Raw genomic sequence first — 20720 nt, forward strand, 5'->3', positions numbered from 1 at the left:
CATGACTGCATCCGTCGTGCCTGGGGGGCGACGCCCGCGGCGGGAGCGACCACGCTCTCGCGCGACTTTCGCGAGCGTGCTCGGCGAACTTCTCCTCACCGCAGGAGTGCTCGTCCTGCTCTTCGTCGCGTGGCAGATGTGGATCGGCGACATCATCATCAGTGCACAGAAGAACGACGAGGGTGCGGCGATCTCGCAGGAGCTCGCGCAGGGTGAGGCGCCCGAGCTCCCGCCTGTCGTCGAGACGGAAGACGGCGCCACCGTTTACGTCCCCCCGGTTCCCGCGGCCCCGGCCGACGCCGAGTGGTTCGGACAGATGCACATCCCCCGCTTCGGCGCGGACTACAACTTCGGGATCTACGGCGGAACGAGCCGCGCACGGACCCTCGACCAGAAGGGGATCGGCGTCTACACCGACTCCAAGATGCCCGGCGAGGTCGGCAACTTCTCGATGGCCGGACACCGCACCACCTGGGGCAAGCCCTTCAATCAGCTCGACAAGCTGCAGCTGAACGATGCGATCGTCGTCGAGACCCCCGACGGCTGGTACACATACCGGTTCCGCACCCTCGAATACGTCAAGCCGACGCAGACCGACGTCCTCGCTGACGTGCCGCAGATGCCCGCACAGCAGACCGGCGAGCAGTACATCACGCTCACCGCCTGCTCTCCGCTCTACTCCCTCGCGGAGCGCATCGTCGCCTACGGGGTGTTCGAGAGCTTCCAGCCCCGCGCCGAGGGACTCCCGACCGCGCTGACCGACCCGCCGCCTCCTCCGGCCGCCCCATCGGTGTGACCATGGACACCCACGAGGGAGAACACTGATGTACGCCGCACTCTGGCGCCTGCTGCCCGGTCCGTGGTGGCTGCGCGTCCTCATCCTGATCGTCCTCGTCGCCGCCGTGCTGTACGGACTGTTCTGGTACGTGTTCCCGTGGCTGAGCCCGATCATCGCCCCCGGCGAGGTCGACGTCGAATGACCCGAGTGCTCGTGGTGGACAACCACGACAGCTTCGTGCACACCCTCGTCGGCTACCTCCACGAGCTCGGCGCCGAGACCGCGATGGTCGAATCCGACGCGCTCAGCGCCGCCGAGTTCGAGCGGATGCTGCCCGGATACGAGGCCCTGCTGCTCTCCCCCGGCCCCGGGCGCCCTGCCGATGCCGGAATCTCCGTCGAAGCGGTGCGGATCGCTGCTCGACTGCGGACGCCGACGCTCGGGGTCTGCCTCGGGCATCAGACCATCGGTGAAGCGCTCGGCACCGCGGTCAGTGAGGCACCCGAGCTGATGCACGGGATGGTCTCCGCGGTCACGCACGACGGATCGGCGCTGTTCGCGGGGATCCCGTCGCCGTTCGACGCCGGCCGGTATCACTCCCTGGCGCTCGCGGCATCCGACCTCCCGCCCGAGGTCGTCGTCACCGCCTGGACGGACAGCGGAACGGTCATGGCGCTCTCGCACCGCGAGTTGCCGCTGCACGGCGTGCAGTTCCACCCGGAGAGCGTGCTCACGGAAGGCGGCTACCGGCTCCTCGCGAACTGGCTGGAACTCTGCGGCGACCGCGATGCCGTCGCTCGGTCGGAGAGCCTGCACCCGCTCGCGCGCTGACGCCTCGGCGCACGAGGCGCGTCAGGAGGGACTCAGGGCGCGGCGCAGTAACGGAGCTCGACCGTAGAGCCGATCGGGACATCGCCCGGGGCGACCGACATCGAGTGCACGGTCGGCGGCTCGGTGGGGGCGCAATCCGCCTCTTCGACGGACTTCGGGGTCAGACCGAGGTCGGTGAGGTTCGTCGTCGCCGCCTCGACTGTCCAGCCGACGAGGTCGGTCAGCGTGACCTTTCCGCTGGCGACGACGAGGTTGACGACGGTATCCGGAGCCACTTCGGTGTCCGCCGCCTCGCTGGCGGAGATCACGGTTCCCGCGGCGAGACCCTTGTCGTTCTTCTGGATCACCGTCCCGAGTTCGAGGCCGGCGGTTTTCAGCGCCTTGGTGGCATCCTCGAGCGCCATGCCTTCGATCTTCGGCACCACCACGGTCTCCACGCCGGAGGAGACGTGCACGGTGACCGTCGAGCCCTCCTCCACCGAGACTCCCGCCTCGGGGTCGGTGCGGATGACGTTGCCCTCGGTGATCTCGGAACTCGACTCGATCACGATCTTCGCCGTCAGATCGAGCTTGGCGAGGTCGTCCTGCGCGCGCTCGGACGACACGTTCACGAGGTTCGGAATGATGCGCGAGGTGCTCGGCACCTCGGGCGGACGCATGCTGATCGTCACGACCCAGAACAGGACGGACGCGAGCAGCACAGCGAGCAGAGCGACACCGGCCCAGATCCAGGCGACCGGAGGGCCGGACTGGGTGCGGGTCATGGTGGTGTCGGAGCTGAGCTGGCGCAGCGACCGCGCCGTCTCCTGCGCCTGCCGCGGACTCGGACCGTAGAGCTCGCTCGTCAGCGCACCCAGCTGCTTGCGGGTCGGCGCCGCCCCGGTCACGGCGGCATCCAGTGCGGCGCGGAAGTGCGCGGCATCCGGGTAGCGCTGATACGGGTCCTTCGCGAGAGCCCGCAGGACGATCGGGTCGAGTGCGCCCGGTGCATCCTCGTTCACCTCGGTCGGCGGGATCGGGGTCTCACTGACGTGCTGGTAGGCGACGGCCACCGGCGACTCGCCACGGAACGGCTGGCGGCCGGTGAGCAGTTCGTACAGCACGACGCCGGTTGAGTACAGGTCGGCGCGGGCATCGACGGGCTCACCCTTGGCCTGCTCCGGCGAGAAGTAGGCAGCGGTGCCGATGATCTGCGTGGTCTCCGCCACGGTCGACGAGGAGTCGGAGACGGCTCGGGCGATGCCGAAGTCCATCACCTTGACCTGGCCCTTGTCGGTCACCATGACGTTGCCGGGCTTGATGTCGCGGTGCACGACACCGGCGCGGTGCGAGTAGTCGAGCGCCTCGAGGATGCCGTCGACGTAGCGCACCGCGTCTTCGACCGGCACCGGTCCGTCGGCGATGATCTTCTTCAGCAGCGTGCCCTTGACCAGCTCCATCACGATGTACGGGGGCTCATCGGACGACGGGTCGTTCGATGAGGGGTCACCGGCATCGAAGACGCGGACGATCGACGGATGCGACATGCGGGACGCCGCCTGCGCCTCCAACCGGAAGCGGTTGCGGAAGGCGGTGTCACGAGCCAGCTCGGGGTCGAGGATCTTGATCGCGACCTCACGGCCGAGGGTCAGGTCGTAGCCGCGATAGACCTTGGCCATCCCGCCATGCCCGATGAGCTCGTCGACGCGGTATCGACCCGCGATGACTCGTGGCTCTGTGGACACGTACTACCCCCTGGAAAACGACTGCGACTGAGCTGGATTAAAGGCTACCCTTCGGTGCCGCCGCCGCCGTCACCCTCGCCGGGGTCGGTCGCCGCGACGATCGGAACCGAGAGCGGGGGCGATGCCGACGAGGTGCGCTGGTCGCCACCCGAGCACATGCCCTGGTAGGTGACGATGAGCTGCTGGCCCGCGGCATCCGCCACCTGCACCTGCGTGTTGCGCTGCGTCGGCTGGAAGTTCGGCCCGCCTGACACGAAGGTGCCGTTCTGCAGGGACACGACGTATCCGGAGAGGGTCGTGCCGCTCGGGCACGTGAACCCGGTGCCCCAGGAGATGGTCACCGTGCTGCCGGCGACCGGGTCACCCGTGATGGTCGGGGTGTCGGTCGGGGTCGGCAGGGCTGCGCGCGCGGCGTAGACCGTGAGGGTCATCGGCTGGGTCGTCTCGACGTTGCCGGAGGGGACGACACGGTACACCTTGCCGACTTCACCGTCGCTCGGAGCCGGGTCTCCCTCGGGGCAGGTGATCTCGCCCGTGAAACCGGCCTCCTTGAGCGTGGATGTGGCAGTGCCGCAGTCCATGCCCGCCAGGCCCAACGCGGTCACGTCGACGCGGACCACCTCGGGGGGAGGGGTCGTCGCCGGAGGCGGCGTCTGCGACTGGGACTGCGACGGAGACGGCGAATCCGACGGCTTGGCGTCAGGATCCCCCTGGTTCATCAGCATCGCCCACACGGCACCGCCGAGCACGATCACCAGCAGCGCGATCAGCGCGATCAGCGGCCAGGTCCACGGGCTCTTCTTCTTCTTCTTCGTCTCCTCCGTCGTCTCCTCGGTGGAGAGCTGAGCGGTGGTGGGAAGGATGCGGGTGGTGCCGTCGTCGCCCGATGCCGTGAGCATGCGGGTCGCGTCGTCGTCGCCGGCGATGCCACCGGTCGCGATCGCGGCAACGGCGATGGCTGCGGAGTTCAGGTCTCCGCGACGCAGGGCCTGTGCTGCACGCGCCACCGTCGCCGATGAAGACGGGCGGTCGCTGGGCTTCTTGGCGATCATCGCCATGACGAGGTTCTGCACCGGGATCGGCACGGTCGGCGGCAGCGGCGGCGGCTGCTCGTTGATCTGCGCCATCGCGATCGCCACCTGCGACTCACCGGTGAACGGACGCTTGCCCGCCAGGCACTCGTACGCGACGATGCCGAGCGAGTAGGTGTCGGTCGCGGGAGAGGCCGGGTGACCCGATGCCTGCTCGGGCGACAGGTACTGTACGGTGCCCATGACCTGTCCGGTCGCCGTCAGCGGCACCTGGTCGGCGATGCGGGCGATGCCGAAGTCGGTGATCTTGACGCGGCCGTCGGGCGTGATCAGCAGGTTGCCCGGCTTGATGTCGCGGTGCACGAGACCGGCCGCATGCGCGGCCTGCAGGGCGGATGCCGTCTGGGCCACGATGTCGAGCGTCTTGTCGGCGCTGAGCGCACCGTCGCGCTCGAGCACAGTCGACAGAGCTTCGCCGGGCACGAGCTCCATGACGAGGTAGGCGCTGCCGTTCTCCTCGCCGTAGTCGAACACGCTGGCGATGCCCTCATGGTTCACGAGAGCGGCGTGACGTGCCTCAGCACGGAAACGCTCGAGGAACCCGGGATCCCCCATGTACTCGTCCTTGAGGATCTTGATCGCGACGGTACGTCCGATGACGTGATCCGTCGCCTCCCACACCTCGCCCATGCCACCGATCGCGATACGCGACTGCAGCTCGTAACGACCACCGAACGACACACCCTGCGTCGGCCTCATCTGCCCAGCACCGCCTCTATGACCTTCTTCGCAATCGGAGCGGCGATGGTGTCGCCGCTGCCTGATTGTCCCTGTCCGCCGCCGTCTTCGACGACGACCGCTACTGCGACCGCGGGGTCGTCCGCCGGCGCGAAGCCGGTGAACCACAACGTGTGCGGCCTGTTTCCGTTCTCTGCGGTGCCCGTCTTACCGGCCACGTCGATCCCGTCTATTCTTGCACCCTGGGCTGCGCCCGTAGCGACGCTGGCCACCATCGACGCGGTCACGTCGTCGGCGACATCGGCCTCCATCGCACGGCCGAACTCGCTGTCCTGGAAGGCCTCGATCACCGACAGATCGTTCCCGATCACGGCATCCACCATCCGGGGGTTCATCACGACGCCGTCGTTCGCGAGACCGGCCGACACCATGGCCATCTGCAGGGGGGTCGCGGTGACCTTGCCCTGACCGAATCCGGTGAGTGCGGTCTGCGCGTCGTCGAGGGCGCGGGGGTAGCTCGAGGGGGTCGATTCCAGAGGCGTCTCGAAGGATCGGTTGAAACCGAGCTTGTCGGCCATCTCGCGGATCGTGTCGTCGCCGAGCTCGACGGCGAGCTCCGCCATCGGGATGTTGCAGCTGAGCCGGATGGCCTCGGCGATCGTGACCGTGGCTCCGGGACCGCACTTGCCGCCCCAGGCGTTCGACACGCGATTGGAGGACCCGGGGAGGGTGTACGACACCGGGTTCGGCAGGGTGGACTGCGGAGTCCAGTTCCCGCTGGCGTACGCGGCCGCCGCGACGACCACCTTGAAGGTCGAGCCCGGCGGGTTGAGGTCGCCGGCGATCGCCCGATTGGACAGCGGCTTTCCGGGGTCTGCGGCGAGCTGATCGTAAGTGGCATTCGCCGCATCCGCGTCGTGCGTCGCCATCTGGTTCGTGTCGAAACCGGGGGTGGAGACCATCGCGAGGATGCGTCCGGTCTTCGGCTCCATCGCGACCACGGCGCCCTGGAGCCCGCCGAGGGCCTCGTAGGCGGCGCGCTGAGCCGCCGTGTTCAGCGACAGCTCGACGCTGTAACCGCGCTGCGGCTGGCCCGAGATGATGCGCTCGACCTCGGCGAGCAGCGCGTTCGCGCCGGTACCGGAGAGTTCCGCGTTCATGGCGCGTTCGATGCCGGTGCGCGAGTCGAGAGCGGCGTTGAAGTAGCCGGTCACCGGCTCCCACATCGCGGCATCCGTGTAGACGCGCTGGAACTGGTACCTGTCGTCGCTGGGCACCGAGTTGGCGATGGTGGCACCGTCGACGATGATCGCGCCGCGCTGGATCTCGTAGCTGTCCAGGCGGGTGCGCTGGTTGTTGCTGTTCTGGGCGAGAGTGTCGGCCTCGACGACCTGGATCCAGCTGGTCGCTGCGAACAGCGCGATGAACATGAACAGCATGATGATGCTGAGACGGCGGAGCTCTCGGGTCATCCGATCACGACCCTCGGTTGGCGGCGGACGCCGTCGGAGATGCGCAGCAGCAGCGCCACGATGAGCCAGTTGGCCACGAGCGAGGATCCGCCGGCGGCGAGGAACGGCGTGGTCAGGCCCGTCAGCGGGATCAGACGGGTGACGCCGCCGACCATGATGAACACCTGCAGCGCGATGGTGAACGAGAGGCCGGTGGCGAGCAGTCGTCCGAAGTCGTCCTGACCGGCGAGGCCGATGCGCATGCCGCGACTGACGAAGACCATGTACAGGCAGAGGATCGCGAACAGCCCGATCAGGCCCAGCTCTTCACCGAGGCTGGTGATGATGTAGTCGCTGTGGGCGAGCGGGGTGACCTCCGGTCGGCCCTGGCCCCAGCCGGTACCGATGAGTCCGCCGCGGGCGAGCCCGAACAGGCCCTGCATCGGCTGATAGCCGGCGCCGTCGGGGTCGACCTGGTTCGGGTCGAACAGGAACAGCCAGTTGATGAAGCGGCCCTGCACGTAGCTGAGGATCTGCGTCGCGAGCGCGACGCCGGCGACCACGAGGGCCAGGCCGATGAGGACCCAGCTGGTCTTTCCCGTCGCCACGTAGAGCATCGCGACGAACATGCCGAAGATCAGGGTTCCGGTGCCGAGGTCGCGCTGGAAGACGATGATCCCGAGCGAGATGAGCCAGACCACGAGCACCGGCCCCAGCTCCCGCATGCGGGGCCAGGTGATGCCGAGGACTCGTTTTCCGACCGAGGTGAGGCTCTCGCGTGTGCGCACGAGGTATCCGGCGAAGAAGATCGCCAGGCAGATCTTGGCGAGCTCGCCCGGCTGGAATGCGAAGGCGCCGCCCAGCGACACCCAGACGGCCGCGTTCGCGTCGGGGATGCGCAGCCCGGGAACGAACGGCAGCAGCAGGAGCAGGATTCCGGCGAGGCCGAAGATGTAGGTGTACCGGAACAGGATGCGGTAGTTGCGCAGCAGGATCACGACCGCGATGGCGCCCGCGAGAGAGATCGCGGTCCAGGCCAACTGCTTGGTCGAGTACGCGTCCCAGCCGGTGTTCTTGAAGGCGATGTCGATGCGGTAGATCATCGCGATGCCGAGGCCGCTGAGCAGCGTCGCGATCGGGACGACGAACGGATCCGCATCGGCGGCGACGAAACGCAGCACGATGTGCAGGGCGAAGGCGAGCGCCGCGAGGCCTCCGCCGATCGCGAGGATCATCGGGTCGATCACGCCGAGCGCACCCAGCTGCACGAGGGTGAGCGCGGCGCCGCTGATCACACACGCGAACAGCAGCAGCCAGAACTCGCGGTTGCGTTGCGTCTGCGGCATCCGGAGACGCTTGAGAGCCTTGATGACGGTGGTGTCGGCCTGCACGTCGGTGCTCATCCCTCACCCCCAGCGGGGGTCTGGGAGGGCGCCGGGGTGGGCAGCGGTGTCGGCAGCGGGGTCTGCTCGATCACGTTCGCGTCGGCGCCGGCCCGTAGGCGATCGACGATCGCCATCGCGTCGGACAGTGAGCGCGCGTTGATCGTGCGCTCGACGGACGCCCGCTGATACTCCGGGAGGTTCGCGAGGAGGATGTCGGTGTCCTCGATCGGGGTCGACAGCGTGATCGGGCCGATGTTCTGCTGCACGCCCTGGAAGATCACGACGCTGTCGTCGTCGGCGCCGATGAAGTAGCGCGTCTGGGTCCAGCTGTATGCGGCGAAGGCGGCGACCACGAGCATCGCGACGACGAGGAGCGCGGCGGCGATCCAACCCGCGCGGCGGCGCTTCGCGCGACGGCGATCCTCTTCGATGAGCTCTTCGAGGTACTCCGGGGCCGGCTCGAAGTGGCTGGGCTCGTTCGCGGCCTGCCGTACCGGGTGCAGCCAGTTCCCGCGCGGCGGGCGCACCGGAGGCACGTAGACGCCGTCGGGGTTCGACGCCGAGCCCACGATCGTCGGTGTGCCGGAGTGGATCGGATGCTGTCCGCCGACGTCGACGAGCACGATCGTGACGTTGTCGGGAGCGCCGCCGTCGAGAGCCTGCTTGAGCAGGTAGTCCGCCGTGCGACCGGGGGCCACACCGAGCTGCATCGCCTTGAGGATGCGAGTCTCGTCGACGACTCCGGAGAGGCCATCGGAGCAGAGCAGCCAGCGGTCGCCGGGCTGCGTGTGCATGACGAACATGTCGAGCTCGGGGTCGGCGTCCATGTCGCTGAGGACGCGCATGAGGACGGATCGGCGCGGGTGGTAGCGCGCTTCCTCCGGAGTGATGCGACCGGAGTCGACCAGGCGCTGCACGAAGGTGTGGTCGGCGGTGATCTGAGTCAGTGCGTCGTCGCGGTACAGGTAGATGCGCGAGTCGCCGATGTGGCCGATGACCGCGTACTCGTCGACCATGATGATCGCGCTGACCGTGGTGCCGAGGCCGGCGAGTTCGGGACGCTCCTTGGCGGCGCGGATGAGGTCGCCCGCGGCGGTCGTCGCGGCGGCCTGCAGCGAGGCCTGCGCGTCTTCGACCGAGGAGTAGCCCTGGTCGAGGGGCTGCAGCCGCTGGATCGCGATGCTCGAAGCGACATCTCCACCGGCGTGGCCGCCCATGCCGTCGGCGACGGCGAACAGGTTCGCCCCGGAATACCCGGAGTCCTGGTTGTTGGAGCGGATCTTCCCGGTGTGGGAGATCGCGACGCTCGAGCCTTCGAAGACCATGCCGGGGTCAGGCTCGCAGCTCGAAGGTCGTGGCGCCCACCTTGATGGGGGTTCCGAGCGAGAGGGCGACCGGTGAGCCCGAGACCCGCTGGCCCGCGACGAAGGTGCCGTTGGTGGAGTCGAGGTCCTGGATCGCCCAGCTGTCTCCGCGCAGCATCAGGCGGGCGTGGTGGCTGGACGTGTAGTCGTCACGGATCACCAGCGCCGATTCGCTGGAGCGGCCGATCGTGAGCGAGTCGGCGCTGAGCGGCAGCTCGAGGCCGGCTTTCGGGCCGGAGGTGATGACCAGGCGCTTGGCCGTGGCGACGGTGGCCGGTCCGGTCGAGGGGCGTGCGGAGGCCGGCCTCGCCGCCGGGGCCGCTGCCGGTGCTGCTGCGGGAGCGGATGCGCCGGCGGTCGCCTCGGCGGGCAACTTGCGCACGCGGACGCCGAAGAGATCGGCGCGGAGCGAGTACACGACGCCGAACACGAAGAACCACATCAGGACGAGGAACCCGATGCGGAGCAGGAGGAGGATCAGTTCACTCAACCGAGGGCTCCGAACGCTCGGGTGGCGTCGTCGCCACGCGGGGCAGGACCCGACGGGCTGGCCACGGGGACGATCCGGAACACCAGGTCGGTGCGGCCGATGGTGATGGTGGTGTCGGTGGGGAGCGCGGCTTCGCGGAGCTTCTGGCCGTTCACCTTTGTGCCGTTCGTGGAACCGAGGTCGCGCATCATGGCGCGCTCGCCGTCCCACAGGATCTCGGCGTGCTTGCGACTGGATCCGGCGTCGGCGATCGTGATGTCGGCATCCGTCCCCCGGCCGATGACCGTGCGGGCGCGGTTGATCGCGTGGCGACGGCCGTCGACGTCGACCACGGCCTGCCAGCTCACGCGGCCCTCGACCGTGCCGGAGTTCACGCGCACGGTTCCCGTGGCGACCTTCTCATCGGCTTCGAGGTTGATCGACAGCGCGCCGGAGAAGCTGTACCCCTGGGCCTTGGCGTGCTTGGTCAGCAGCGCGAGCAGCTCATCGGTGAGGGCACCGCCGAGTCCGCGCATCCGCTCCGCGTCGTCCGGGCTGAGACGCACGACGAAACTGTTCGGCGCGATGATGCGATCACGGCTCACGACCGCCGCCTTCGTATCGGCCTCGCGGCGGAGCGCCGAAGCGATCTCCACCGGCTGAATGCCGCTGCGGAAGGTCTTCGCGAACGCGCTGTTAACTGCGCGCTCGAGACCCTTCTCAAAGCTGTCAAGTAGTCCCACTGGGCTCCTCTGGCATGCCGACCGGTAGACACATCGTAGCCAGGTGACCTGGGGGAACGCCGCCGATCGGGGTCTGAGGTGTGCATCAGGGGGTGAAATCGCGTGATATCTTTGGGAAGTTGAGTTCTTCGGAACGAGACACTCGCGCGAGTGGCGGAATGGTAGACGCGCTGGCTTCAGGTGCCAGTGTCCGTAAGGACGTGGGGGTTCAAGTCCCCCCTCGCGCACAGCGAATGACACAAGGCCGGGCCCAGAGGGTTCGGCCTTTGTCGTTCCGAAGAAGGCCCGGTTCCATCCAGGAAGCCGGGCCACCTCCGTCTCCGAGCGTCGCTCAGGCCCCCGGAAGGTACCGGCTCAGGTGCTCGAACGGCGGCTGGGATGACAGGTGCGACACGGCCGCGGATCCCACCGCGCAGGCGGCGGCCAGCGCATCGGCGGGTGCATGGCCGGCGCGCAGCGCGAGTACGAGCGCCGCGCAGAAGGCGTCACCGGCGCCGACGGTGTTGACGGCCTCCGCGGGGACGCCGTCGGCCCGGGCGATCTCCTCGCCACGGCGGTACAGCGCAGCGCCGGCCGCGCCGTAGGTGACCGCGACGAGCTCTGCCCCGGCCAGCTCGGGCATGAGCTCCCGCTCGGTCTCGTTCACGATGAACAGGTCGACCCGGCGCAGCAGAGCCTCGGGCAACGGCTGGGCAGGGGCGGCGTTGATCGCGATGAAGCCCTCCGCCGTGGCGACGACATCCTCGACCACCGCGAGCGAGATCTCCAGCTGCATGAGCACCGCCTCGTCTGCGCCGAAGGTCACACCGTCCAGCGAGACGTGATCGTTGGCACCGGGGCAGACGGCGATCTGGTTCTCGGCATCCGCGTCGACGACGATGAGCGCGGTTCCGGTGGCGTCATCCACGGTGCGCAGGTCGGTGACGTCGACGCCGGCCCGCTTCATCTCCTCCCGGGTCCAGGATCCGTCGGCGTCATCGCCGACGGCACCGATCATCCGCACTCGTCCGCCCAGCTTCGCCGCGGCGACCGCCTGGTTCGCGCCCTTCCCGCCCAGATCCCGGGAGAGCCGCCCGCCGGCCACCGTCTCGCCGGCCGTGGGAAGGCGATCGACGAACGCGGTCACATCGACGTTCGCGCTGCCGACGACGACGAGGGAGGGAAGCACGGGAGAGGTCATGGCAGCAGCTTTCGGATCGAGCGGAGGCATCGGAACGCGGACATCGCGGCCGACTTGACGTTCATGCTAGAAAGTGTAAACGTTTACGCACGCACATCTGCAAAGGAGCACCATGACTATTCCCGTCCTTCTCGACTGCGATCCCGGCCACGACGACGTCTTCGCCATCTGGCTCGCGGCCGGAAACGACGCCATCGACCTCCGCGGTGTGACGACGGTAGGCGGCAACGGCTACCTCGAGCACACCACCCGGAACGCGCGGATCGCACTCACCGTCGCCGGCGTGACGGACGTGCCGGTCGCCGCCGGAGCCGACAAGCCTCTCGTGCGAGAGCTGACCCCGGGCGCGTGGATCCACGGCGAGAATGCGCTGGGTGGACCGGTCCTCCCCGAGCCGACCGTGCCCCTCGACCCGCGCCATGCCGTGCAGTTCCTCGCCGACACCCTCGCCGCCGCGCCGGAGCCGATCACCGTGATCCCCACCGGCCCGCTCACCAACATCGCGCTGCTCCTGCAGCAGCACCCGGAGGTCGTCCCCCAGATCAAGGAGATCATCTGGATGGGCGGCTCCACCGGACGGGGCAACGTCGGCGCGTACCCGGAATTCAACGCCTGGGCCGACCCCGAGGCGGCAGCCGTGGTCTTCGCCTCCGGCGTTCCGCTCACCATGGTCGGGCTCAACATCTCCCACCAGGCACTGATCACCGAAGACGTGATCCAGCGCATCGGTGCGGTCGGCAACGAGACCTCGGCGTTCGGCGTCGAGCTGCTGCGCTTCTTCTGCGGCACGTACGAGAAGGCCGAGGGGATGCCGGAAGGCCCGCTGCACGATCCCATCACCGTCGCCATCGCGATCGATCGGGCCGTCGCCACGATCCAGCGCTGCCACGTCGACATCGAGACGACCGGGGAGTTCACGGCCGGCGCGACCTGCGTCGACCTGCACGACATGCTGGGCAAGGAGCCGAACACCGACGTCGCGATCACGCTCGACGTGCCGAAGTTCTGGGATCTGGTGACGGATGCCGTCGGCGCGCTGGCCTGACGCTCAGCGAGGCGGGGCGGGAGTCGTCGATTCGGCGACCCGCAGACTCGGCGCGAGCCGACGGAGGACGAACGGGGCGTCGGGGTCTTCCATCCGTCGCACGAGTGCCTCCGTCGCCTCGCGCGCGAGTTCGTCGAACGGCTGGACCACAGTGGTCAGCCGTGGCTCGCAGACGTCGGCGAGCATCGTGCCGTCGAACCCGGTGACCTGCACGTCGGCGGGCACGCTCCTGCCCGCACGCTTCAATGCGGCGATCGTGCCGGCCGCGACGAGGTCGTCTCCCGCGATGATCGCGTCGGGAAGCGGGCCTCGTGCCAGCAGCGCTTCCGCAGCGCTCTCGCCGAACGACAGCAGGTACTCGCCGAAGATGTTCTCCTCCGCGGGCAGGGCACGCGTGCGCACCGTCTCCTCGAAGGCGGCTCGCCGCTCTCGACCCACCGAGGTGACGTCGTTGCCCGAGACGAGCACGACCCGCCGCGCGCCGCGGGACGTGACGTGCTCCACGGCGAGGTCGATGCCGGCATCGTTGTCCACCCCGACGAAGTCGGCCGGAAGATCGAGCACATGCCGGTCCAGCTGCACGAGCGGGACCCTCCGTGCGGTGTCGGCGACCGCCTCGAACGAGAGCTCGGCATCGGCGGGCACGACGAAGATGCCTTCGACGCGCCGCTCGACCAGCATGCGCAGACGGTCGCGCTCGCGGTCGACATCGCCGTGCGAGTCCGCGATGACGAGGTCGAGCCCGCGGCGCTGCAGGTGGTCCTCGAGGCGGTGTATGAGCTCACCGTAGAAGGGATTGCTGATGACCGGGACGACCACGCCGATGGTGGCGCCGGTGCCGGCGCGCAGCCCTCGACCGATGAGGTTGACCCGGTAGCCCAGCTGCTCGGCCACCTGTGCGACATGCTCGGCCGTGCGTCCGGACACGCGGTCCTTGCCGTTGAGGGCCCGCGAGACCGTCGCGATGGAGACACCGGCGGCGGCGGCGACCTCGTGCAGCGTGACGGACGCCTTCTTCATCACGACCTCGATCTCCCCCGGCGCCGCTGTGGCACCACGACTCAAAGATAGAGCGTGCGTAAAGGATTACGCACGCGAACAGCCAACGATTCGACACGAAGAAGTGAGTAATGACCAATCACACAGATGCGATTCGCACCCGGACCAACGTGGTCTCGCTGATGATCGCGCTCCTCGCCGCATGCCTCGCCTTCCAGCTCAACGCCAGCATGCTGAGCCCCGCGCTGGTGACGATGGAGCGCGAACTGGATGCGTCGGCATCCGAGATCGCGGCGACGCAGACCGTCTTCTTCACCGCCGCCGCCCTCTTCACCCTCTTCCTTCCGCGTCTGGGTGACCTGATCGGGCGCCGTCGCGTCCTCGTCGGCATGCTCGTGGTCATGGCCGTGGGCTGCGTCGTCGCGGCGCTGGCCACGAACGTCCCGATGCTGTTCATCGGCCGCCTGATCCAGGGCGTCTCGGGACCCGTCGTCCCGCTCTGCCTGATCATGCTGCGTGCAGCCGTCAAGGATCCGAAGGTGTACGGCACCCTGCTCGGTGTCGTCACGGCGGTCAACGGAGGCATCGCGGGCGGTGACGCGCTGCTCGGCGGCTATCTGGCGACGAACCACGGCTTCGCCTCGATCTTCTGGACCATGGCCGGCGTGGCCGTTGCCGCGGCACTCGTCGTGCGCTTCCTCGCCCCCGAGACGATGGCCGAGGACCGCCCGCGGATGGACTGGTGGGGATCGCTGCTGCTGGTCGTCTCGGTCGGTTCGATGCTCGTCGCGCTGAACGAGCTCGGGAAGCTCGCCGATGCGGACCTGATCCTCGTGATCGTCCTCGCCGTGGTCGCCGTCGTGTCGTTCCTCTCCTTCTGGAAGCTCGAGGGCAGGCTCGATCATCCGCTCGTCTCGATCCCCCAGCTGAAGCAGCGCGCCACATGGGCGTTGAGCGCCACGTCGCTCCTCACTCTCTCCGGGATCTTCGCGATCATGAACGGCGTCGTGCCGGCCCTCGCGCAGGACTCCTTGATGAACCTCGGGATGAGTGCCGAAGAGGTGTCGCTGTGGATCCTCATGCCGTACGCCCTCGCCGGCCTGCTGATGGGGCCGCTCAGCGGGAGGCTCGCTGCCACGGTCGGATACCGGACGATGCTGCGTATCGGCCTCGGGGGCACGATCGTGGTGCTCGGGCTCATGGTCGCCAACGTCGAGACCGCCTCGCGCCTCGTCCTGCTGCTACTCTCCGTCGCCGTCGGCATCACCTACGCCGGGATCGGCAACATCATGCTCAACGGCCTGGGCGTCGTCCTCTCGCCGAAGGAGCGCCCCGGGTCGCTTCCCGGGTTGAACACCGGTGCCATCAACCTGGGCGCGGGACTGAGCTTCGTCGTGATCTACGCCGCCCAGACCTCGTTCGCCTCGGACTCGGCGGGAGCGGGTGCCGGATACGTCGCCGCATTGGTCACCGGTGCCGTCGTGCTCGTCGGAGCGCTGGTCTTCTCGATGTTCATCCCGAAGCCGGTGCACGCTGAGCTGACCGCTCAGCGGGTCGCGTCGTAGACCGTGGGGGCGGGTTCGAGGTGTGGGCATCCCTCACCGCCCCCGTTCAGCGTGACGCGCGAACCGGAGCCGGCTCTCGTCGTTGCGCATGGCGCACGGCGGGAATGCCGAGAACCCACGCGACGAGGCCGGCTGCGGCGAAAACCGCTCCGAGGATCGCGGACCCCGTCCACCCCCACGTGCTGAACACCAGGGTGGTCGTCGCCGCGCCGACGGCCGACCCCAGCGAGTAGAAGACCATGTAGCCGCCGATGGTGGTGGAGACGCGATCCGGATGCTGCGTGGTCAGGATGTGCTGGTTGCTGACGTGCACGGCCTGCACGGCGAAGTCGAGCACGACGATGCCGACGATCAGCAGCGCCAGTGACCAGGGGAGCTGCGCGATCAGCACCCAGGAGACGACCAGGGCGACGAGGGCCGCACCGGTGACACGGTTCGCCTTGCCGGCGTCGGCCCAGCGACCCGCGCGGGTCGCTCCCAGCGCGCCGGTGAGACCGGCCAGACCGAAGAGTCCGATCTGGCTCTCGGTGAGCTGCCACGGCGTGCCCGACAGGGGAAGCGCCATCCCGCTCCAGAGCGTGCCGAAGGAGGCGAAGAGGAAGAAGGCGATCATGCCGCGGCTGAGGAAGACGGGCTCGGTGAGCAGCCGGCCGATGCCTCCGACGAGGTCCGCAGAGCGGCGGGAGGGTGGGCCCACGTCGGTGGGCAGCAGGCGAAGTGCGGTGGCCGCCAGCGCGATCGAGAGCGTCGCGAGGACGACGTAGATGCTGCGCCACCCCCAGAGGTCGGCCAGGATGCCCGCGATGAGTCGTGACCCGAGGATGCCGACGACGACGCCCGACGTCACGAAGCCCAGGTTCCGCCCCCGCTCGCCGGGTTCCGACACCGCGGCGGCGTAGGCCACGGTCGTCTGCACGACGACGGCGAAGATCCCCGTGAGCGCGAGACCGGCGAACGCCACCCCCGCGGCCGGAGCGAGTGCGACTGCGAGCATCCCGACGCCCACCAGGCCCAGATGCAGGGCGATCAGGCGCCGCCTGTCGAAGCGGTCGCCGAGGGGGACGAGCAGGACGAGCCCGACGAGGTAGCCCAGCTGTCCCGCCGACACCAGCCAGCCGAGCGCATCCGTCGGCACGTGAAGATCTCGCCCCATCTGGCCGAGCACGGGCTGCGCGGCATACACCGTCGCAACGGCGACGGCGCAGATGGCGGCCAGCAGTGTCTTCAACCTGAGAGTCACGTCACTTCCTTTGGTTGCATATTGCTACCAAACTGAAGGTAGGGCATAATGGTTGCAGATTGCAACTCTTGGAGATCTCATGAGCGATGCCCCCGACCGTCCGCAATGGACCGATCCGAACTGTCCCGTCGCACGCACCGTCGACCTGGTCGGAGACCGCTGGAGCATGCTGATCATCCGCGACGCCATGGACGGCGCCCGCACGTTCACCGACTTCCAGAAACGCACGGGTATCGCACGGAATATGCTCGCCGACAGGCTCCGCCGCCTCGCCGCATACGGTCTCATCGAGCAGGTCGATGCTCCCCCGGCCAAGCGCAAGCACTACGAGCTCACCCCGGCCGGCGAAGAGCTCTTCCCGGTGATCCTGGCCCTTCGGAGCTGGGGTGAGCGCCACGCCTTCGCCGACGGGGAGAAGCACTCGACTCTCGTCGATGTCGGAGGCGAGCGTGTGACGGCGCCGGTTCCCGTCGGCTCGGATGGGGCGCCGCTGACGAGTCGCAACACCCACGTCGCGGTGGGGTGAGCCCCGAAGCATCGACCGCCGAAGTACCGTGGAGGCAGACAGCCCGATCACCCCCACTCCGCGGTCGAGGCGCGATGCACGTCTGATCGAGGCGCGCTAACCGGGGGGTTTCATGACCGACGGCAGGACGACCGACCACAGCACGCCGGACGCCGCGATCGACATGACCACGGTCGCCGTCACCACGGCGACCACATCGTTCGCGATGCGCGTCGTGGAGGGATCATCTCTCGCGCTGAGCAGGGTCAGGATCGCACCCGGCGGCACGACAGGCGAGCATCGTCACGACTGCCCGATCCTCGTGATGGTCGAGTGCGGTTCCCTCACCCATCACGCCGCCGCGCACCCGGCCGGCACGCGGTTCTACCGCGCAGGAGAGGCGTTCCTCGAGGGTGCCGACCATCTCCACGAGGGCGTGAATGACGGCACGGAAGACGTGGTCCTGTGGATGGTCGCCCTCGGGCCGGCGGTGACGTGACACCGCTAACGCCGCCACCGCCTGTGCGACGACTCAGGCGACGCTGACGTATCCGCTCGAGGAGTCGTCTTCGACGAGGAGGTACGTGATCACGCCGTCGGCTGACGGTCGTCCTCGCCGCCACACCCGCTCGTGTCCGCCGGTGGAGTACCCGAGAGCGATCCACTCGGGAGCGTCGGGGTCACGCTGACCGACCACGAACGAGACGCTGCCGAGGCCCGTCGAGCACAGCTGCCCCACGAAGCGGCCCTCATCCAGGGCGGTCGGGGGCGTGCGGCACAGGTCTGAGGGGCGGATGCGCATGGTCACGTCGGCCGGGGCCGTCCGCGCCCTCATGCGGAACCTCCGGCACGAGCGCCGAGGTCGGCGAGGTCGCGCAGACCGTGCGCGTCGAGGTAGGCGCGGATCGTGTCGTGGACGATGCGGATCTGCGCCTCATTGCTCATGGCTGCCTGCATGGTGCCCATCGTGGGTGCCGGCTTGCCGTTCACGCGGTCGAGCGCCTCCCAGACGATGTCCTCGCGCGAGCCGCGGCCCATCGAGTGCGGCATCGAGCTGAACACCGGATTCGGCTTCCAGCCGGTTCGGGTCTCTTCCATCAGCGGTTCCTCTCATCTCGCACCGGGGCAGGTGGATGCGCGCGCATGTGCTCTGCGCGGCGGGCGCGCCGAACACCGCCGTGGGGCGATGAGCCCCGGAAGAACGGCGCGCTGTCTGCCGGCCGGGAGCCCGCTGCTTCGAGTGCCATCGGCGATGGCGGGGAGGTTCGGATCCGGCCGTCCGGTTCCCCATGACCGTATCACGTTATTTTGAGTCATTCAAAATAACCTGAGCTGTCGAACGTGCTCGCAATACGCGAACCGGCGTCAGGAGAGGTCGGCTGCGGTCTGAACCGCGACCGCCGGACGCCGGGGGACCCAGCAGGAGACCGCCGCACGATACGCGCGGAACTCCGCGCCGAACCGCTCCTCGAGGTCGGCTTCCTCGAGCGGCCGAACCAGCGTGTTCCACACCAGGGAGCCGGCGAGGGCGTAGAGCACCACGAGCCAGGAGCCAGCGATCAGGCCGATCGCCACACCCTGTCCGATCCCGCCGACCGCCATCGGGTTCCGGACGAACCGGTACGGCCCGGAGATCACGAGCCGGCGCGGCATCTCCGACGGCAGCGGAGTCCCTGCACCGCGCACGGACATCGCCGCCGACGACCAGAGCGACAGCGCGAGCGCCGCGGCGAACAGGACCACCCCTCCGATGCGCAAGGCCGCCGGGAAGTCCAGGTGCAGGCCCCAGCGCCATTCGAGCGCCAGGATGATGCCGGGGAGCGCGACGAGGAAGATCCCCGAGAAGACGAGGGTCTGCACCGCGGCTCTCACCATGAGCGCCCCGGTCGTGGTCGGCGCCGCGGGTCGGAAGCGGAAGGGGCCGATCAACAGCCACTCCGAGGGCAGGCGACCCACGAGGACGACGATCGCGGCAGCCGTGGAGCCGGCTGCTGCCGCCACCATCAGCAACGCGCCCCACCCTGCGCTCGCGGTCACGGTGGCGTACAGGACCATGCCGGTGGCGACGAGCACCGTCCAGGGTGCGGCGATCCATGCGGCGAACCGGAGCCCGCAGCCGACGAGGGCCGAGGCGATCACGAAGAGCGGGATGTCCAGCGCAGCGAGGAGCCGGACGTCGAGCGTGCCCAGCGTCGCGGTTCGCACCCAGGGGAGCGTGAACACCCCGATCCACCAGCCCGCGCCCGCCAGGGCTTGGGCGGCGAAGTACACACGTCCCCACGTCGCGGCGGCCGTCGCGGCCGAGTTCGCCGGTCGCCGGATCGCCTCCATGCGGCCAGTCTAGGTCGGCCGCCCGCCCCATCGAGCAGGCAGCCGGACCCTCAGCTGAACAGGACGATCACGTAGACGGCGAACGTCACGAGGTGCGCGGCGCCGTGCATCGCGGTCACCCGCTTCGCCGCGAACGTCGTGACCGAGAGCAACAGGGTGACGCCGAGCATGAGCAGGTTCGCGGGCGATTCCGCGAGGATCACCGTCTGCCCCGTGAGCATCCCGATGATGAGCACCGCGGGGATCGTGAGGCCCACCGTCGACACCAGTGCGCCGTGGCACAGGTTGTTGACGCGCTGGGCCTCGCCGCCGAGCGCCGCGCGCACCGCGGTGATCGACTCGGGCAGGAACACGATCCCGGCGATGAGCACGCCTGCGAGCGCGACGGGAGCGCCGAGTCGGCCGAGCCCGTCGTCGAGCAGCGCCGCCATGTCGTGCGACAGGAGGACGATGGGGATGACGGTGACGACCAGCAGCGCGAGCCGCACGATCACCTCCGTGCGGTGCTCCCTGAGTACCTGCCGGATCCCGCCCGTCTCCTCCGCCTTCTCCTGACGCTCGACGCGCTGACGCAGCCGCGGGTCGACCTCGGTGAAGTCGCTCGCCTGTGCGCCCATCTGCCGGTAGAGGAAGAACGCGTACAGCGCGAGGGTCAGCACCACGATGGGGATCTCCTGCGCGGTCGTGTACGACCCGTCCGTGCCGATCAGGGCGGGGAGTCCGAACGCCAGGGCGACCAGCACCACCAGCATCGACAGGTAGGCCGAGGTGCCGGTGCGGTTGTGGGCCATGCCGCGGTGACGGAGCCCGCCGACGAGCAGTGCCAGGCCGATGACGAGGTTCATGATGATCATCGCGACGGCCATCACCGAGTCTCGGGCGATGGTGGCGTGCTCACCCGGTCCGAGCATGACGGCGGAGATGAGGATGACTTCGATCAGCACGATCGAGAGGGTCAGGACGAGGGAGCCGTAGGGGTCGCCGAGTCGGTGCGCGAGCGCCTCGGCCTGCTTGACCACACCGAACGCGCAGACGAGGATCACGGCGATGATCGCGAGGAGGGCGATCACGAGGACGGGTCCCGGCACCGGCGCGACCAGGACCGGGTGGAGGAGGAGGATCGCGACGAAAGCTCCCCATCCGAGAGCGACGCGGACGATGTCCGTCGGTCTGATCAGCTGTTTCAGTTCCGTGCGTGACATCGCCGGACTCCTTCGAGGTGGGGCCGTCCCCGACTGATGACCACGAGCGGGCCGTCCCGGTCGCAGCGTTGTGTCAACGCACTTTCTGACTCCGCAATCCTAGCAAAAATTTCCCGATCAGGGGGAGATTTGACTTCCG

At 68.7% G+C, this 20720-nt stretch carries 21 protein-coding genes and 1 tRNA gene; 8 read left to right on the plus strand and 14 right to left on the minus strand.

Features of this window, described 5'->3' with window-relative positions; genetic code table 11:
- Position 1 precedes the first annotated feature (1 nt).
- From ACWGO6_RS08825 to ACWGO6_RS08835, 3 genes are read left to right on the plus strand one after another with little or no spacing between them, the layout of a single operon-like run.
- Positions 2–796 (plus strand): class E sortase, encoded by a 795-nt coding sequence (locus ACWGO6_RS08825; protein WP_452326484.1) that lies wholly within the window; start codon positions 2–4, stop codon positions 794–796.
- A 28-nt stretch (positions 797–824) separates the two neighbouring features.
- Positions 825–980, plus strand: a complete 156-nt coding sequence (locus ACWGO6_RS08830; protein ID WP_136042581.1) for a DUF4175 domain-containing protein — start codon at positions 825–827, stop codon at positions 978–980.
- The gene (locus ACWGO6_RS08835) at positions 977–1609 is read left to right on the plus strand and encodes an anthranilate synthase component II (RefSeq protein WP_452326485.1); all 633 of its coding nucleotides are present in this window, start codon (positions 977–979) and stop codon (positions 1607–1609) included. Before ACWGO6_RS08830 ends, ACWGO6_RS08835 begins: the two co-directional genes overlap by 4 nt.
- 32 nt (positions 1610–1641) lie before the next feature.
- Here ACWGO6_RS08835 and pknB read toward each other — a convergent pair whose 3' ends face one another.
- Genes pknB through ACWGO6_RS08870 form a run of 7 tightly spaced genes read right to left on the minus strand, consistent with a single transcriptional unit; the run spans position 1642 to position 10514 of the window.
- The gene (gene pknB, locus ACWGO6_RS08840; RefSeq protein ID WP_452326486.1) at positions 1642–3333 is read right to left on the minus strand and encodes a Stk1 family PASTA domain-containing Ser/Thr kinase; all 1692 of its coding nucleotides are present in this window, start codon (positions 3331–3333) and stop codon (positions 1642–1644) included.
- A gap of 44 nt (positions 3334–3377) precedes the next feature.
- Complete coding sequence (locus ACWGO6_RS08845) at positions 3378–5123, minus strand: serine/threonine-protein kinase (protein ID WP_452326487.1); 1746 nt, start codon at positions 5121–5123, stop codon at positions 3378–3380.
- Positions 5120–6574, minus strand: a complete 1455-nt coding sequence (locus ACWGO6_RS08850) for a penicillin-binding transpeptidase domain-containing protein (protein ID WP_136042584.1) — start codon at positions 6572–6574, stop codon at positions 5120–5122. Before ACWGO6_RS08850 ends, ACWGO6_RS08845 begins: the two co-directional genes overlap by 4 nt.
- A complete protein-coding gene (locus ACWGO6_RS08855) occupies positions 6571–7956 on the minus strand; it encodes an FtsW/RodA/SpoVE family cell cycle protein (RefSeq protein WP_136042585.1) in 1386 nt (461 codons plus the stop codon). The genes ACWGO6_RS08850 and ACWGO6_RS08855 overlap by 4 nt, the downstream gene beginning before the upstream one ends.
- Positions 7953–9263, minus strand: a complete 1311-nt coding sequence (locus ACWGO6_RS08860) for a PP2C family protein-serine/threonine phosphatase (RefSeq protein ID WP_136042586.1) — start codon at positions 9261–9263, stop codon at positions 7953–7955. The genes ACWGO6_RS08855 and ACWGO6_RS08860 overlap by 4 nt, the downstream gene beginning before the upstream one ends.
- 7 nt (positions 9264–9270) lie before the next feature.
- Positions 9271–9792: an FHA domain-containing protein FhaB/FipA gene (locus ACWGO6_RS08865; protein WP_136042587.1), complete on the minus strand. Its 522-nt coding sequence runs from the start codon at positions 9790–9792 to the stop codon at positions 9271–9273.
- A complete protein-coding gene (locus ACWGO6_RS08870; protein ID WP_452326488.1) occupies positions 9789–10514 on the minus strand; it encodes an FhaA domain-containing protein in 726 nt (241 codons plus the stop codon). The genes ACWGO6_RS08865 and ACWGO6_RS08870 overlap by 4 nt, the downstream gene beginning before the upstream one ends.
- Before the next feature lie 144 nt (positions 10515–10658).
- On the opposite strand from ACWGO6_RS08870, the gene ACWGO6_RS08875 reads away from it, so the two are divergent.
- Positions 10659–10741, plus strand: a tRNA-Leu gene (locus ACWGO6_RS08875).
- A 104-nt stretch (positions 10742–10845) separates the two neighbouring features.
- On the opposite strand, the gene ACWGO6_RS08880 is transcribed toward ACWGO6_RS08875, so the two are convergent.
- Entirely contained in the window at positions 10846–11694 is an 849-nt protein-coding gene (locus ACWGO6_RS08880; RefSeq protein WP_452326489.1) for a ribokinase, read from the minus strand.
- 112 nt (positions 11695–11806) lie between these two features.
- On the opposite strand from ACWGO6_RS08880, the gene ACWGO6_RS08885 reads away from it, so the two are divergent.
- Positions 11807–12739: a nucleoside hydrolase gene (locus tag ACWGO6_RS08885; protein WP_452326490.1), complete on the plus strand. Its 933-nt coding sequence runs from the start codon at positions 11807–11809 to the stop codon at positions 12737–12739.
- 3 nt (positions 12740–12742) lie between these two features.
- On the opposite strand, the gene ACWGO6_RS08890 is transcribed toward ACWGO6_RS08885, so the two are convergent.
- Positions 12743–13804 carry a LacI family DNA-binding transcriptional regulator gene (locus ACWGO6_RS08890; RefSeq protein WP_452326491.1) on the minus strand — a complete coding sequence of 354 codons (1062 nt, stop codon included), beginning with the start codon at positions 13802–13804 and terminating at the stop codon, positions 12743–12745.
- Positions 13805–13869: 65 nt separating this feature from the next.
- On the opposite strand from ACWGO6_RS08890, the gene uriT reads away from it, so the two are divergent.
- Positions 13870–15303 carry a uridine transporter UriT gene (uriT, locus tag ACWGO6_RS08895; protein ID WP_452326492.1) on the plus strand — a complete coding sequence of 478 codons (1434 nt, stop codon included), beginning with the start codon at positions 13870–13872 and terminating at the stop codon, positions 15301–15303.
- 46 nt (positions 15304–15349) lie between these two features.
- Here the strand turns inward: uriT and ACWGO6_RS08900 are convergent, their stop codons facing one another.
- Positions 15350–16543, minus strand: a complete 1194-nt coding sequence (locus ACWGO6_RS08900) for an MFS transporter (RefSeq protein ID WP_452326493.1) — start codon at positions 16541–16543, stop codon at positions 15350–15352.
- A 79-nt stretch (positions 16544–16622) separates the two neighbouring features.
- On the opposite strand from ACWGO6_RS08900, the gene ACWGO6_RS08905 reads away from it, so the two are divergent.
- Positions 16623–17069, plus strand: coding sequence for a winged helix-turn-helix transcriptional regulator (locus ACWGO6_RS08905; RefSeq protein WP_452326494.1), 447 nt, complete (start codon positions 16623–16625; stop codon positions 17067–17069).
- A 112-nt stretch (positions 17070–17181) separates the two neighbouring features.
- Positions 17182–17547: a hypothetical protein gene (locus tag ACWGO6_RS08910; protein ID WP_452326495.1), complete on the plus strand. Its 366-nt coding sequence runs from the start codon at positions 17182–17184 to the stop codon at positions 17545–17547.
- Positions 17548–17580: 33 nt separating this feature from the next.
- On the opposite strand, the gene ACWGO6_RS08915 is transcribed toward ACWGO6_RS08910, so the two are convergent.
- From ACWGO6_RS08915 to ACWGO6_RS08930, 4 genes are all read right to left on the minus strand, one after another.
- Entirely contained in the window at positions 17581–17883 is a 303-nt protein-coding gene (locus tag ACWGO6_RS08915; protein ID WP_136042595.1) for a hypothetical protein, read from the minus strand.
- The gene (locus ACWGO6_RS08920) at positions 17880–18146 is read right to left on the minus strand and encodes a hypothetical protein (RefSeq protein ID WP_136042596.1); all 267 of its coding nucleotides are present in this window, start codon (positions 18144–18146) and stop codon (positions 17880–17882) included. Before ACWGO6_RS08920 ends, ACWGO6_RS08915 begins: the two co-directional genes overlap by 4 nt.
- A gap of 267 nt (positions 18147–18413) precedes the next feature.
- Positions 18414–19379: a methyltransferase family protein gene (locus tag ACWGO6_RS08925; protein ID WP_452326496.1), complete on the minus strand. Its 966-nt coding sequence runs from the start codon at positions 19377–19379 to the stop codon at positions 18414–18416.
- Positions 19380–19429: 50 nt separating this feature from the next.
- Positions 19430–20581 (minus strand): calcium:proton antiporter, encoded by a 1152-nt coding sequence (locus ACWGO6_RS08930; protein ID WP_136042597.1) that lies wholly within the window; start codon positions 20579–20581, stop codon positions 19430–19432.
- Positions 20582–20720: the final 139 nt, after the last annotated feature.

It is taken from the genome of Microbacterium sp. NPDC055665 (assembly GCF_053618035.1).

Coding starts and splice junctions, on each gene's coding strand:
- ACWGO6_RS08860 (WP_136042586.1), bottom strand. CDS start 9,263: ATGGTCTTCGAAGGCTCGAGCGTCGCGATCTCCCACACCGGGAAGATC.
- ACWGO6_RS08905 (WP_452326494.1), top strand. CDS start 16,623: ATGAGCGATGCCCCCGACCGTCCGCAATGGACCGATCCGAACTGTCCC.
- ACWGO6_RS08835 (WP_452326485.1), top strand. CDS start 977: ATGACCCGAGTGCTCGTGGTGGACAACCACGACAGCTTCGTGCACACC.
- ACWGO6_RS08925 (WP_452326496.1), bottom strand. CDS start 19,379: ATGGAGGCGATCCGGCGACCGGCGAACTCGGCCGCGACGGCCGCCGCG.
- ACWGO6_RS08915 (WP_136042595.1), bottom strand. CDS start 17,883: ATGAGGGCGCGGACGGCCCCGGCCGACGTGACCATGCGCATCCGCCCC.
- ACWGO6_RS08845 (WP_452326487.1), bottom strand. CDS start 5,123: ATGAGGCCGACGCAGGGTGTGTCGTTCGGTGGTCGTTACGAGCTGCAG.
- ACWGO6_RS08855 (WP_136042585.1), bottom strand. CDS start 7,956: ATGAGCACCGACGTGCAGGCCGACACCACCGTCATCAAGGCTCTCAAG.
- ACWGO6_RS08850 (WP_136042584.1), bottom strand. CDS start 6,574: ATGACCCGAGAGCTCCGCCGTCTCAGCATCATCATGCTGTTCATGTTC.
- uriT (WP_452326492.1), top strand. CDS start 13,870: ATGACCAATCACACAGATGCGATTCGCACCCGGACCAACGTGGTCTCG.
- ACWGO6_RS08920 (WP_136042596.1), bottom strand. CDS start 18,146: ATGGAAGAGACCCGAACCGGCTGGAAGCCGAATCCGGTGTTCAGCTCG.
- ACWGO6_RS08910 (WP_452326495.1), top strand. CDS start 17,182: ATGACCGACGGCAGGACGACCGACCACAGCACGCCGGACGCCGCGATC.
- ACWGO6_RS08880 (WP_452326489.1), bottom strand. CDS start 11,694: ATGACCTCTCCCGTGCTTCCCTCCCTCGTCGTCGTCGGCAGCGCGAAC.
- ACWGO6_RS08830 (WP_136042581.1), top strand. CDS start 825: ATGTACGCCGCACTCTGGCGCCTGCTGCCCGGTCCGTGGTGGCTGCGC.
- ACWGO6_RS08825 (WP_452326484.1), top strand. CDS start 2: ATGACTGCATCCGTCGTGCCTGGGGGGCGACGCCCGCGGCGGGAGCGA.
- ACWGO6_RS08885 (WP_452326490.1), top strand. CDS start 11,807: ATGACTATTCCCGTCCTTCTCGACTGCGATCCCGGCCACGACGACGTC.
- ACWGO6_RS08930 (WP_136042597.1), bottom strand. CDS start 20,581: ATGTCACGCACGGAACTGAAACAGCTGATCAGACCGACGGACATCGTC.